Raw genomic sequence first — 12,202 nt, forward strand, 5'->3', positions numbered from 1 at the left:
GCCGTACTGCGGACTCCCGGCCTCCGTTTCGAGACTTGCTTTTACGCGGTCTTCTCGCGGCGCTCGCGCTTGCGCTCGATCTGGTCGCGCGGGATCAGCGTGGGGTTCACGTTCTCCAGTACGACCTCGCCGGTGACGACGACCTTGGCGACGTCCTCGCGGCTGGGCACCTCGTACATCACGTTGAGGAGGACCTCTTCCATGATCGCCCGCAGGCCGCGGGCGCCGGTGCCGCGCAGCAGCGCCTGATCGGCGATCGCCTCGACCGCGTCGTCGCTGAACTCCAGCTCGACGTTGTCGATCTCGAACAGCCGCCGGTACTGCTTGACCAGCGCGTTCTTCGGCTCGGACAGGATCTTGATCAGCGCATCGCGGTCCAGCGGGGACACCGTGGTGATCACCGGGAGCCGGCCGATGAACTCGGGGATCAGACCGAACTTGAGCAGATCCTCCGGCATCACGTCGGCGTACCCGCCGAGCTCCTTCGGCTTCTCCGGCTCGCGCGAGGTGTTGAAGCCGAGCGTCTTCTTGCCGACCCGCTGCTCCACCATGTGGTCGAGGCCGGCGAACGCGCCGCCGACGATGAACAGCACGTTGGTGGTGTCGATCTGGATGAACTCCTGGTGCGGGTGCTTGCGGCCACCCTGCGGCGGCACCGAGGCCGTCGTACCTTCCAGGATCTTCAGCAGCGCCTGCTGCACACCCTCGCCGGAGACATCGCGGGTGATCGACGGGTTCTCGCTCTTGCGGGCGATCTTGTCGACCTCGTCGATGTAGATGATCCCGGTCTCGGCCTTCTTGACGTCGTAGTCGGCCGCCTGGATCAGCTTGAGCAGGATGTTCTCGACGTCCTCACCGACGTACCCGGCCTCGGTCAGGGCGGTGGCGTCGGCGATCGCGAACGGAACGTTCAGCATCCGGGCCAGCGTCTGGGCGAGGTACGTCTTGCCGCAGCCGGTCGGGCCGATCAGCAGGATGTTGGACTTGGCCAGCTCGACCGCTTCGTCCTTGGCGTGCCGGCCGGCGCTCGAGCTGCCTTGACCGTCACGGACCCGCTTGTAGTGGTTGTAGACCGCCACCGCGAGTGCCTTCTTGGCCACGTCCTGTCCGACGACGTACGCGTTGAGGAAGTCGTAGATCTCGCGCGGCTTGGGCAGCTCGGTGAGTCCGACCTCGGAGCCCTCGTTCAGCTCCTCCTCGATGATCTCGTTGCAGAGATCGATGCATTCGTCGCAGATGTAGACGCCGGGACCGGCGATGAGCTTCTTGACCTGCTTCTGACTCTTCCCGCAGAAAGAGCATTTCAGCAGATCGCCGCCGTCACCTATGCGTGCCACCGGGACAGATCCCTTCTCTGAGCAGTCGAACCGTGGGCCAAGGGGGCGTAGAGGCCAGTCGGACCGGGTGCCGTGTGGCGCCCCGGATCCCGATTCGACGGTACCGCGCCGATGGCCGAAAAGCCGCGCCCGCCGCCGCGTTGTGACTACGCCGCTGGCGAACGCGCTCCGCTCTTGACAGCCCTCGTGTCAGCACCGTCGAACCGGGTCAGACCTGACTGAGACGCTCAGACGCCGGCCGGAACCGGGGTCTTGAGGGTCTCAAGCACGTCGTCGATCAGGCCGTACTCGATTGCCTGCTGAGCGGTCAGGAACTTGTCCCGCTCGATGTCACGCGAGACCTCCTCCAGCGACTTGCCGCTGGCGTCGGCGATCATCTTCTCCAGCAGCGCGCGCAGCCGGAGGATCTCGTTCGCCTGGATCTCGATGTCGCTGGACTGCCCGTAGGTGCCCTCGGTGGCCGGCTGGTGGATGATGATCCGGCTGTTCGGCAGCGCCAGCCGCTTGCCCGGCGTACCGGCCGCGAGGAGTACGGCGGCGGCCGAGGCGGCCTGGCCCAGGCACACCGTCTGGACGTCCGGCTTGATGTAGCGGACGGTGTCGTAGATCGCGGTCAGCGCGGTGAACGAGCCGCCCGGGGAGTTGATGTAGATGCTGATGTCGCGGTCGGAGTCCATCGACTGCAGGCACAGCAGCTGCGCCATCACGGCGTTCGCGATCTCGTCGGTGATCGGCGTACCGAGGAAGATGATGCGGTCCTCGAACAGCTTCGTGTAGGGGTCGATCCGGCGCATGCCGTACGACGTGCGCTCCTCCCACTGCGGGATGAAGTAGTTCATGGTGCGTCCTTAACTGACGGAGTGGGAGATCAGGAGTTCGGGCTGCCGGAGGTGAGCTGCGCGGCGCTGGCGACCACGTGGTCGATGAAGCCGTAGTCCTTTGCCGCGTCGGCGGTGAACCAGCGGTCCCGGTCGGCGTCGTTCTCGACCTGCTCGAGCGGCTGGCCGGTGTGCTCGGCGATCAGCTTGAACAGCTGCGCCTTGATGTGCAGCGACTGCTCGGCCTGGATCTTGATGTCCGACGCCGTACCACCCATGCCGCCCGACGGCTGGTGCATCATGATCCGCGCGTGCGGCAGGGCGAAGCGCTTGTCCTTCGCACCGGCGCAGAGCAGGAACTGGCCCATCGAGGCGGCCAGGCCCATCCCGACCGTCGCCACGTCGTTCGAGATCCACTGCATGGTGTCGTAGATCGCCATGCCGGAGTCAACCGAACCGCCCGGCGAGTTGATGTACAGCCAGATGTCCTTGTTGGGGTCCTCGGCGTTGAGGAGCAGCATCTGCGCGCAGATCGCGTTCGCGTTGTCGTCGCGAACCTCGGACCCCAGGAAGATGATCCGGTTCTGCAGCAGGCGCTGGTAGATGTGGTCGTCGAGTCCGCCGGATCCGTTGCCGCCCGCGGCGGTGGGGCTGGCTGCAAATGTCTCGTTCACGAAGCCGACATTACTGGGCGGCGGCGACAGACCTAAGGCTGGGCCACAGGTGTTCGCTTACGGCGCACCGTGTCTGCCGTGAGCGAATTCCGGAAGCAGCCGCCTGCGAGGTTCGCGGCGCCGTACACAGGCGGCTGCGGTCTCCGGTGAACACCGTTCGCCCCGATTGGCCCGAAGTCACCAGCCGCAGACTGCGACCGCGCCGGAAGCGTCGGCGGGAACTCGTTCCCGGGGAGTTCCGGCGTTCTCAGCAGGTACTTCGACCCGGGCGGCCGGCTGGTCCTGCACCGGCACGCGTGGTTCGTCGAGGGAACAGGTCATGGCGCCAACGCTAGGGCGGCCGCCTTTCAGTTCCCTTTCAACGGCGAACGGCCCGGAACCACAGTGGGTTCCGGGCCGTTCGGCGTACTGCTGGTCAGGCCTTCGCGGGCTCCTCGGCCGGAGTCTCCTCCGCCGGGGCCGCGTCGGCCGCCTGCTCCGCGTCCGGGTCGGCGAAGCTGCCGTCCGGCTGCAGGGTCTTCAGCTCGACCACGTTGCCGGAGGCGTCGGTCACCTTGGCGTTCTCCACCAGGTGGGCCAGCGCCTTGCCGCGGACGACCTCGGAGACCAGGCTCGGCACCAGGTTGTTCTCGACCGCGTGCTGGGCGAACTGGTCCGGGCTGACGCCGGAGCGCTGCGCGTGCCGCACGATGTGCTCGGTCAGCTCCTGGTCGTTGACGCTCAGCTCCTGCTGCTCGGCCACCAGGTCGAGCACGAACTGCGCCTTGATCGCGTCCTCGGAGCGCTTTTTCAGGTCCTCGTCGAACTCGTCCTGGGTCTGCTCCTCGCCCTCCAGGAACTGCTCGAACGTCATCCCGGAGTACCCGAGCTGCTGCTCCAGGTTCTCCTTCCGGGCGGCCAGTTCGTCGGTCAGCAGGCCCTCGGGCACCGGCACCTCGACCAGGGTCAGGATCTTCTCCAGTACGGCGTCGCGCGCCTCGCCGGCCTGCTCCAGCCGCTTGCCGCGCTCCAGTCGGCCCTGCACGTCCGCCTTCAGCTCGTCGGCGGTGTCGAACTCCGACGCGGTCTGCGCGAACTCGTCGTCGAACTCCGGCAGCTCCTGCTCCTTGACCGCGGTCACGGTCACCTCGACGTCGACGTCCTCGCCCTTCAGCGAGCCGCCGACCAGCTGGGTGACGAAGGTCTTGCTCTCACCGGCGTTCAGCCCGACGACCGCCTCGTCCAGGCCGTCCAGCAGCTGGCCGCTGCCGACCTGGTAGGACAGGCCGGTCGCCTGCGCCTCCTCGACCTTCTCGCCGTCCTTGCTGGCGGACAGGTCGAGGGTGATGAAGTCGTTGTCCTGGACCGCGCGCTCGACCGGGTTCAGCGAGCCGAACCGCTGCCGCAGCGCCTCGATCTGCTCGGTCACGTCGTCGTCGGAGACGGCGATGTCCTCGACCTCCGCCTCCAGGCCCTCCAGGTCCGGCAGCGTGATCTCCGGGCGTACCTCGACCTCGGCGGAGAACTGCAGGCTCTCCTTGTCGTTGAACTCGGTCACGTCGACCTCGGGCCGGCCGATCGCCTTCACCTGGTTGTCGCTCACCGCCTGCGAGTACAGCTTCGGCAGCGCGTCGTTGATCGCCTCCTCGAGCACCGGCCCGCGGCCGACCCGCTGGTCGATCACCTGCGGCGGGACCTTGCCCTTGCGGAACCCCGGGACGGTGATCTGCGAGGCGATGCTCTGGTACGCCGCGTCGAGGCTCTGCTTGAGTTCCTCGAACGGCACCTCGACGATGAGCTTGACCTTGGTCGGGCTCAAGGACTCGACGGTGCTCTTCACGGTGGCGGTTCTCCTTGATCGATGACGTTCACAGCGTGGGCGACAGCCCGCGCTGCAGCGGTGCTGCAGGGGGTTTGTCGGGGCGACAGGACTCGAACCTGCGGTCTCCTGCTCCCAAAGCAGGCGCGCTAGCCACTACGCTACGCCCCGCAGTGACCGGACGAGTCTAGTCGACCCGAACCAGTGCTCGCGCCACCACCCCGACCGACCATGCCGATCAGGGCCCCACCCGTGGCGTTTTGAGTCCACCCCAGGGTATGTGGAATCATGTCCGAGCACCGCGGGTGTAGCTCAATGGTAGAGCCCCAGTCTTCCAAACTGGCTACGCGAGTTCGATTCTCGTCACCCGCTCGAACGACAGAAGGCCCCCAGCCACAGGGATTCGGTGGCTAGGGGCCTTCTCTCACGTCCAGGCCGGATCGGGCCGCGTGCGATTAGCCAGCGATTAGGTCGTCGGCACCAGCACCCCGGCCGCCCCATCGTCGTCATCCCGCTTGGCCTCGCGAGCGACCACCTCGTTCAGCCGAACCGCAATCTCCCGAGCCCGCTCATCGGTCTTGTGCTGGTAGATCAGCGCCGCCCGCATCGATCCGTGCCCCATCCTGTGCATCAGCTCCCTGGTCGAAGCGCCACTCTTCGAGGCCAGGTGATTACCGGTGTGACGTAGGTCATGGAAGTGGAATCCGGCAGGCAGACCAGCTTCCCGGACCTTCGCCGTCCACTTGACGGTGGAACGCCAGCTCCCCCGCTTAGGCGTGCCGCCACGTGACCCCGTGAAAACGAGGCTGTCGGCAGGCGCCCCGACGTGCTCACGGAGGTGAGTCCGCATCTCGTCGACCAGCACAGCCGGGATCGGGACCGTTCGGATACCGGCGTCCGACTTCGGTGGCTTCACCACGAGCTTGCCACCGGACAGCTCTGCCATGCTCCGTTCCACGCGGATGCTCGCGTCGTCCAGGTCGACATCCACCCGGCGAAGCGCGATCAGCTCGCCCCACCGCAGACCGGTGAAGGCCGCAGCGAGGATGAACACGCGGAAGCGCGGACCGATGGCGTCGGCAAGGGCGTACACCTGCTTGACCGTCGCAACCGGCCGCTCAGCTCGGGCAGCCGTGTCCGCACCCTTGATCCGACACGGGTTGCGTTTGATCCGCTCGTCGTCGACCGCCGTCGTCATGATCGCCCGCACCAGCCGGTAGGACTTCGCGACGGCATCTGCCGAACGGCCACCATCCTGAAGATCCTTTCGCCACTTGCGTACGGTCTCGGGACCGATCTTGCCGAGTTCCTTCCGGCCGAGGAACGGATCGATGTGCAGCCTGAGCAGCGCCCGGTACAGCTCCCGCGTCCGAGGACTCAGCTCGTGCTCTTCGATCCAGCTCTCGGCGTAGTTGCCGAACAGGATGCGTCCGAGGTCGGGATCGTTCCACTCGCCCCGGATGAGGTCCGCTTGTCGCAGAGTCAGCCACACGCCCGCCGACGTCTCGTCAGGGAATGTGTTCGGAGCGAAACGCCGGATGCCGTCCGGCCCGAGGTAGCTCGCCTGAATCCGCCCGGACTTCAGTACGCGGACGTGGCCGAACTGGCGTTTGCCGGGCTTGTTCGCCACTAGGCGGCCCTCCCCCGCGCGATCGGCTCAACCGTGTTCGCCTTGACGTACTCGGTGATTGCCGACTCAGGAATCCGAACGTTCCGACCGACCCGGACGAACCGGATGCGGCGCTGCGCGATCAACCGTCGCGCGAGGCGTTCCGATCTCGCACCGAGGTACGGCGCGGCCTCTTCGACTGTCAGCAGCCGTTCCATCCGTGTCTCCCCAGGTCATGCCGCAGGGTCAGCGGCGGTGTCGGTTGCCGAACGGGTGTCGGGCGGTGGTGGGTGGGCGCGTTGTTTGGCTTGCTCGTATTCGGTTCGCCAGCGGATGCGTTCGCCGATGCCTCGGGTGAGTACGCCGTGCCAGGTGGGTAGGTCGTCGTCGTTGTTCCGGTCGACGGGTTGCCAGATGAAGCGGGGCGAGCCGTCCTCGAGCTGGGCGGTGGCGGCGTATCGGTCGGTGTCGGGCATGTCGACACCGGCAGCGGCGAGGGTCTGGCGGACGACCTCGGCGCGGTCGGCTTTGTGGTTTGCGAGGGTTTTGCCGGTCCACTGGCGCGACACGAGGACGCGGCGGCCACCGAGCCCGAGGTGGTGGCGGTCGTGGGCCTTGGAGGGGCACCAGCCGGGTCGCATGCCTGCTTCGGCTCCTTTGGGTTGGACGCCGAAGCGGAGCCAGTTCGAGCAGGTCGGGGAGCAGGGCAGCCAGCGGACCTCGCGGTGCAGCCGGTCGAGGTGGATCGCCTGGCGGGTGGTGATCTCGTCGTCGTCGCCGTAGGTGTCGGCGATGGACTTGGACAGGTACTTGGTCAGGTAGCCGATTGCTTTGCCGACCTGGTCCTCGGCCGAGGCGATGATGCCTTGGTAGTCGACCTGGCGGCCGAGCTTGACCACGTGTGCCGGTTGGGCGGCTGGGTCGTCGCCGATCGCGTCCAGCGCCTCATCCCAGGTCGGCAGCATCGAGCCACTGACCGGGTCGACAAATCCGCCGGCCATCTCATCCCACCGGGGCACGTCGTCGCCGACGTACACCGGCCGGTCGCATTGCGGCCACCAGAGCTGGTGATAGGTAGCGGCAGCAACGTCCTTGACGGTCTGGCGAGGGATGACGCCCCGGACGGCGGCGTGCAGGTGTGGGGCGAGGCGGCGTTGTGCTTCGACGGTGGCGAAGTACTGGACCTTGTACCCGGCGCAGCGGCGCAGGTTCTGCCAGAACCGGTCGACCAGCTTGGGAAAGTGCAGCGCGTCCATCGCGGCGCGGTGGTAGTCGTACGTCTCGGGGTCGAGCGGTGTGCCGTCGGAGCCGACGCGGCCGTAGGACGGGAGCGTGAGGGTGAGGAACATCGACGGCCGGTAGGTGCGCCCGTTCGGAGCGGTGAACGCCGTACCCACCGTGCGGTTGTCCATCGGGACCCTCGGCAGGTCGGGAGCGTCCTGGCGGCGCCGGGTCGAGCGGACACGACGGGCAGGTTCGTCGTCGTCGACCTGGTCGTCATCGTCGGCGTCGTCAAGGTGCTCCGCGGAGAGGTCGTCAGCGGCAGGGTCGGTGTCGTCGGTGGGGAGTTCGTCGTCGCGGTGCCAGCCCTCGCGGCACTGCTGCATCCGGAGCTTGCGAGCCCGGTCGGCACACGGCGGGCACTGGCGTGCCTGGGTGGAGCCGCACGGGATCGGGACGACGGTCTGCTCACCAGTGGTGGTGTCGGTCATCCGGGACAGCACCGGGCGGACGCAGACGCCGTTGCGGACCGCCAGGTCGTGCAGCACGTCGGGCGCGACCTGGCCAAGCGTGGACATCATTGGGGACCATCTCCTCGGCGTGGCTGGTCTCGTTCACCGGCCCACGGGATCCGCGCCGTGAGGTAGACGCGGACACCCGCAGAACCGTGGTTGGGAAAGACGCGACCGGAGCCGGTGAAGTCGAACACCACGCCCAGGACCTTGAGCATGACCTCGATCTCGTCGGGGTCGCCGGAGACCCGGAGCCGCACGGTCATGACGCCTGCCTCCACAAGAACTCCGGGAGCAGCGTTGCGCCGTCGAGCGCGTCGACCACCGGGGCACCGTCGACCAGGTCCCGGACCAGCACGTCACGTTGCAGCTCGGTCGTGCCGCCCCAGACGCCGTACTCCTCCCCCGTCGACAGGGCGTGGGCCAGGCAGGAGCGGCGGACCGGGCAGAACCCGCACCGATCGAGCGCGACAGCCTTGGAGGTCGTGTCTTCGAGTTCGGGGAACCAGGTGTCGTCGGCCACCGACCGGCAGGCACCCATCGAAGCCCAGCCAGGCAGGACGCGTGCGGCCAGTTCGGCGCGTAGCTCGTTGGTCAGCTCGGGGACCTCGAAGACGAGTTCGAGTTGGCCGGGGACCTGCGGGCGGATCATGCCGCCACCTCCTCGACCGGCCGCAGCGTCGACGGTTCACGGTCCTTGCCTGCGGCATCGGTCGGCGCGTACAGGTCGACCAGGGCGGTAACGTCTTCGTCGGAGTGGAACGGGAACCGGACCCGCACCGGCTCGGCCTCACCATCGATCCCGACATACCCGACACCCGGCAGGGATTCGGGGATCTCGTCACAGCGGGCACCGCGAGCCCGGGCACCCTCGGCGAGCACCAGACCAACCTGAGCCGCCTCAGCCAGCCGGAGCGCAAGACGAGTCGGGAACAGATCCCGGAACGGCAAGACCTCCTTGCGCGGGTCCTGCAACGCGCCGACCCGGTCACACCGGCCGCGCGGCCCTGCGACAGCAGCAGCGACAACGCGGCGGCAATCCGGCGCTTGAGATCCCGATCGGTCACGTACGCGGTCAGCGAGGCCATCTCGTCGACAACCAGGACGATGAACGGCTCCTCGGTGGTCGGCTTGTGGAGCCGGGAGAACCCGCGCATCGTCGCCTGACGGGCACGCATCCTCTCGACCGCCCCATCGAGCACGTCAGCGAACGCCGACTCCCAGCCGACCGTGTCGTCACCGCCGTAGCAGAACTTCGCGAACAACCGGCGACCGGCCGCCAGCTCCATCCCGCCTTTCGGGTCCAGCGCCCACACCTGGACCAGGCCCGAGCGGATGCCGGGACCGAGCGCGGCGATGATCGACCACAACACCGAGCCCTTACCGGCACCGGTCGCGCCCGCGATCAGCAGGTGAGTCCCGAGCAGGCGGAGCCGGTACATCAGGCCGTCCTCGCGCAAAGCCACGGCGAGCGCCTTGAAGTCGACCGAATCGGCCGGCGCAATCGGCGCGACCATCTTGGTCAGCGGGTCGTCGACCAGGAACCACAACACGATCTGACGCCGGTTGCGCTTGTGCGACCTGACCCGGCAGTCCATCGCACCGAAGGTCTGCGCCAGCCGCTCCGCGACCTCGGCATAGTCGGTCAGAACCTGCCCCGGCAGCAGCCGAACCGTGACCAGGTCAACGCGGCCGGTCGAACGAACCTTGACGATCTGAGGCACGTACCGCGCTTCGTTGAGCTTTGACGTGAGCTTCAGCGTCGTCATCGTTGCTTGCCACAGGCCCCGATACACCGCCAGCCGCCGCCACCAACCACGCGCCCGCCAGACGATCCGCTGTGCGAACGACTCCGGCCAGCGCCACCGCCAGACGACCCCGAGCAGGACCACGGCAGCCACACACGCAGCGATCCGCCAAGGTCCGTAGACCGTCCAGGTCTTCCACGCCAGCAGACCAGCCAGCACGGTCCCGGTGCTGCGGGGATGCCGGACCAGCACGACCGGAAGCCGCACCAGCCACGACACCAGCACCCAGACCAGCCACCACCGCAGACGGATCGCGACGGCCGGAGTCCGGAACCGCAGCGGACCTTCCTTGACCTCGGTCCCCCTGATGCTGAACACGACTCATCACCCGCCCTACGCCGCAGGCTTGTTCGCGCCGGAAGCGTTCTTCGGAGCCCGGACCGCCATCGCCCGGAACGACCACGCCAGACGCGGACGACCGTTGGAGTCCGACACGTACGGCGTCGCCGTCATGCCCTCGAACTCCACCGGCGTGAACGGCAGACCATTCGACGGCGGCAACACCGGCTGCTGCTTCGCGAGGATCTTGATCGAGAGCTGCCGGTCGGCCTTGCGCGCCTCCGGGTCACCGTCCATCACATCGACCGACCAGACGTTCAGGCCCGAGTCCTCGTCGACCGAGTACACCGGGCGGTCCTTCGTCGACCGGTCGAAGTCGCGAACCTGCGTGACCTCCGAGACGGCATACACGCCGTGCGGGAAGACCTCGCCGAACTGGATGTTGATCTTGCGCGGCATCGCCATGATTGCTCCTACTGTCTTCAGGTCCTCTATAGGACTGGATGAGACACCGAGGGTACTCCGCGATTACTCTGGTCGTCAAGACCTCTATAGGAGTTGCTTCAAATGACCGTTCCAATGGCTGCCGGGCGCGGCCCGAAGTACCACCGCATCGCAGACACGCTCCGCGCGGAGATCCAGTCCGGCGAACTGGAGCCGGGCAAGCAGCTCCCCGCCGAGACAGCGCTCACCAGCCGGTTCGGCGTAGCACTCCCCACGCTTCGACAGGCGATCGGCATCCTCCGAGCTGAGGGCCTGATCGAGTCCCGGCATGGCATCGGGACGTTCGTGAAGGAAGCCCGGCGACGACAGCGCCGCTCGCGCAACCGCTACGGCCGAGCCCGGGACGACCAGCAGCTACTCAGTGCCGACTTCGAGCATCGGATCGTGTTTGCCGGGCGCGAACCGGCACCGCCGTACGTGACCGAGGCGATGGAGATCGAGTCGGGAACCGAGGTTGTCGTCCGGCGTCGGCATCTACACGACAAGACGACCGGCCAGCTCGAAGAGATCGGCGCGAGCTACCTCCCGGTCGACATCGCCGGAGGCACCTTCCTCGAACAGCCGACCGTCGTCCCGAAGGCGCTGTTTCTGTGCATGGAGGACCTCAGCGGACAGCAGTACACCCACGCCCGCGACGCCTGGGTTTCCCGCCTGCCCACCGCCGGTGAGGCCGACATCTTCAATCTGGCTCCCGGCGCTCCCGTCCTGCACGTGACGCACACGGCGCGAGCTGCCGAGGGCAACGTCCTTGAGATCTCCGAGTCGATTTGGCCGGCCGATCGCGTGATGTTCATCGACGAGTACGAGATCCCGGAGCACGGCCAAGCCCCCGAAGCGCGATCGGACATCTGACATGACCTCTGCGCCCGACTGGACCCACAAGCACGCCGACCAGCTCACCGACCACTGGTGGTGGCGTCCGGGCTGGGGAGTCGGCACTCGGTTCTACGCCTGGCACATCAACGTCTTCGAGGACGCGGCCCCACTTCACCGGCTGGCGGCCAGATACCAGGCCGAGCTGTCGACCGTGCCGGGCCTCGACATGATCCCGCAGCGCTGGCTGCACCTGACCATGCAAGGCGTCGGGTTCGTTGAGGACGTGTCGACAGAGCAGGTCGACGCCCTCCTGGAGGCCGCGCGCTCCCGGCTCGGCGAGCTAGAGCCGCTCAAAGTCCGCTTCCAACGCCCGGTCATCCGCCCCGAGGCAATCGCCCTCCCACCGGACCCGTTCGCCCCGGTCCAGGAGATCCGGTACACCGTGCGAGCTGCGATCGCGGATGTGTTCGGCCCGGACGCGGTACCCGACAGCGCGGACGGCTATCAGCCCCACATCAGCCTGGCGTACGTCAGCACCCCACAGCCCGCCGTCACCACACTCGACGCGATCAACCGCGTCACAGCCGACCCGGGCGACCTGACCATCAACGCCGTGTCCCTCATCGAGATGCACCGCGACAACCGCATGTACGAGTGGCAGACCGTCGAGGCTGTGCCGCTCGGCCACTCCGCCTAGCTCCCCCGGTCTCTCTGCCGAGTTTGGCTCTTATGGATCAAGGGCGCGCCTTCGGCGCGCGGCCCCGGCTGCGGGCGGCGCTGGGTCGGCAACCACTGGGATCCGAACGAGTACAAAGAGTACCTCAAG

The 12,202-nt window shown here is 67.4% G+C and carries 15 protein-coding genes and 2 tRNA genes; 4 read left to right on the plus strand and 13 right to left on the minus strand.

All coding sequences use genetic code 11. The features are described from left to right. Positions 1 to 41 precede the first annotated feature (41 nt). The 6 genes from clpX to AB0I34_RS35545 all read right to left on the minus strand — a co-directional run bounded on the left by clpX (position 42) and on the right by AB0I34_RS35545 (position 4,798). The gene (gene clpX / locus AB0I34_RS35520; protein ID WP_360370783.1) at positions 42 to 1,337 is read right to left on the minus strand and encodes an ATP-dependent Clp protease ATP-binding subunit ClpX; all 1,296 of its coding nucleotides are present in this window, start codon (positions 1,335 to 1,337) and stop codon (positions 42 to 44) included. Between the two features lie 227 nt (positions 1,338 to 1,564). Further along, complete coding sequence (locus AB0I34_RS35525; RefSeq protein ID WP_360453898.1) at positions 1,565 to 2,176, minus strand: ATP-dependent Clp protease proteolytic subunit; 612 nt, start codon at positions 2,174 to 2,176, stop codon at positions 1,565 to 1,567. Between the two features lie 29 nt (positions 2,177 to 2,205). Further along, the gene (locus tag AB0I34_RS35530; RefSeq protein WP_131349683.1) at positions 2,206 to 2,829 is read right to left on the minus strand and encodes an ATP-dependent Clp protease proteolytic subunit; all 624 of its coding nucleotides are present in this window, start codon (positions 2,827 to 2,829) and stop codon (positions 2,206 to 2,208) included. 177 nt (positions 2,830 to 3,006) lie between these two features. After that, positions 3,007 to 3,150: a hypothetical protein gene (locus AB0I34_RS35535; protein WP_360453902.1), complete on the minus strand. Its 144-nt coding sequence runs from the start codon at positions 3,148 to 3,150 to the stop codon at positions 3,007 to 3,009. A gap of 94 nt (positions 3,151 to 3,244) precedes the next feature. After that, complete coding sequence (gene tig / locus AB0I34_RS35540; protein ID WP_360453905.1) at positions 3,245 to 4,648, minus strand: trigger factor; 1,404 nt, start codon at positions 4,646 to 4,648, stop codon at positions 3,245 to 3,247. Positions 4,649 to 4,725: 77 nt separating this feature from the next. After that, positions 4,726 to 4,798, minus strand: a tRNA-Pro gene (locus AB0I34_RS35545). Between the two features lie 130 nt (positions 4,799 to 4,928). On the opposite strand from AB0I34_RS35545, the gene AB0I34_RS35550 reads away from it, so the two are divergent. Next, a tRNA-Gly gene (locus tag AB0I34_RS35550) sits at positions 4,929 to 4,999 on the plus strand. A 94-nt stretch (positions 5,000 to 5,093) separates the two neighbouring features. Here the strand turns inward: AB0I34_RS35550 and AB0I34_RS35555 are convergent. The 6 genes from AB0I34_RS35555 to AB0I34_RS35580 are packed head-to-tail and all read right to left on the minus strand — an operon-like array spanning position 5,094 to position 8,920. Further along, positions 5,094 to 6,257, minus strand: coding sequence for a site-specific integrase (locus AB0I34_RS35555; RefSeq protein WP_360453908.1), 1,164 nt, complete (start codon positions 6,255 to 6,257; stop codon positions 5,094 to 5,096). Continuing rightward, the gene (locus tag AB0I34_RS35560) at positions 6,257 to 6,454 is read right to left on the minus strand and encodes an excisionase family DNA-binding protein (RefSeq protein ID WP_360453911.1); all 198 of its coding nucleotides are present in this window, start codon (positions 6,452 to 6,454) and stop codon (positions 6,257 to 6,259) included. Before AB0I34_RS35560 ends, AB0I34_RS35555 begins: the two co-directional genes overlap by 1 nt. A 15-nt stretch (positions 6,455 to 6,469) precedes the next feature. Further along, on the minus strand, positions 6,470 to 8,038 hold the full coding sequence (locus AB0I34_RS35565; RefSeq protein WP_360453914.1) for a replication initiator: 1,569 nt from the start codon (positions 8,036 to 8,038) through the stop codon (positions 6,470 to 6,472). After that, positions 8,035 to 8,235, minus strand: a complete 201-nt coding sequence (locus AB0I34_RS35570) for a hypothetical protein (protein ID WP_360453917.1) — start codon at positions 8,233 to 8,235, stop codon at positions 8,035 to 8,037. Before AB0I34_RS35570 ends, AB0I34_RS35565 begins: the two co-directional genes overlap by 4 nt. Continuing rightward, on the minus strand, positions 8,232 to 8,621 hold the full coding sequence (locus tag AB0I34_RS35575) for a WhiB family transcriptional regulator (protein WP_360453920.1): 390 nt from the start codon (positions 8,619 to 8,621) through the stop codon (positions 8,232 to 8,234). The genes AB0I34_RS35570 and AB0I34_RS35575 overlap by 4 nt, the downstream gene beginning before the upstream one ends. Continuing rightward, on the minus strand, positions 8,618 to 8,920 hold the full coding sequence (locus AB0I34_RS35580) for a hypothetical protein (protein ID WP_360453923.1): 303 nt from the start codon (positions 8,918 to 8,920) through the stop codon (positions 8,618 to 8,620). Before AB0I34_RS35580 ends, AB0I34_RS35575 begins: the two co-directional genes overlap by 4 nt. A gap of 461 nt (positions 8,921 to 9,381) precedes the next feature. Here AB0I34_RS35580 and AB0I34_RS35585 point away from each other — a divergent pair, with 461 nt between their 5' ends. After that, positions 9,382 to 9,717 (plus strand): hypothetical protein, encoded by a 336-nt coding sequence (locus tag AB0I34_RS35585; RefSeq protein WP_360453926.1) that lies wholly within the window; start codon positions 9,382 to 9,384, stop codon positions 9,715 to 9,717. Positions 9,718 to 10,110: 393 nt separating this feature from the next. Here AB0I34_RS35585 and AB0I34_RS35590 read toward each other — a convergent pair whose 3' ends face one another. Further along, positions 10,111 to 10,521: a plasmid replication, integration and excision activator gene (locus AB0I34_RS35590; protein ID WP_360453929.1), complete on the minus strand. Its 411-nt coding sequence runs from the start codon at positions 10,519 to 10,521 to the stop codon at positions 10,111 to 10,113. 102 nt (positions 10,522 to 10,623) lie between these two features. Here AB0I34_RS35590 and AB0I34_RS35595 point away from each other — a divergent pair, with 102 nt between their 5' ends. Both AB0I34_RS35595 and AB0I34_RS35600 read left to right on the plus strand, forming a co-directional pair. Further along, positions 10,624 to 11,412 carry a GntR family transcriptional regulator gene (locus tag AB0I34_RS35595; protein ID WP_360453932.1) on the plus strand — a complete coding sequence of 263 codons (789 nt, stop codon included), beginning with the start codon at positions 10,624 to 10,626 and terminating at the stop codon, positions 11,410 to 11,412. A gap of 1 nt (position 11,413) precedes the next feature. Then, entirely contained in the window at positions 11,414 to 12,073 is a 660-nt protein-coding gene (locus AB0I34_RS35600) for a 2'-5' RNA ligase family protein (protein WP_360453935.1), read from the plus strand. The last annotated feature ends 129 nt before the right edge of the window (positions 12,074 to 12,202 follow it).

Source organism: Kribbella sp. NPDC050281 (genome assembly GCF_040655855.1).
Classification (GTDB): Bacteria; Actinomycetota; Actinomycetes; order Propionibacteriales; family Kribbellaceae; genus Kribbella.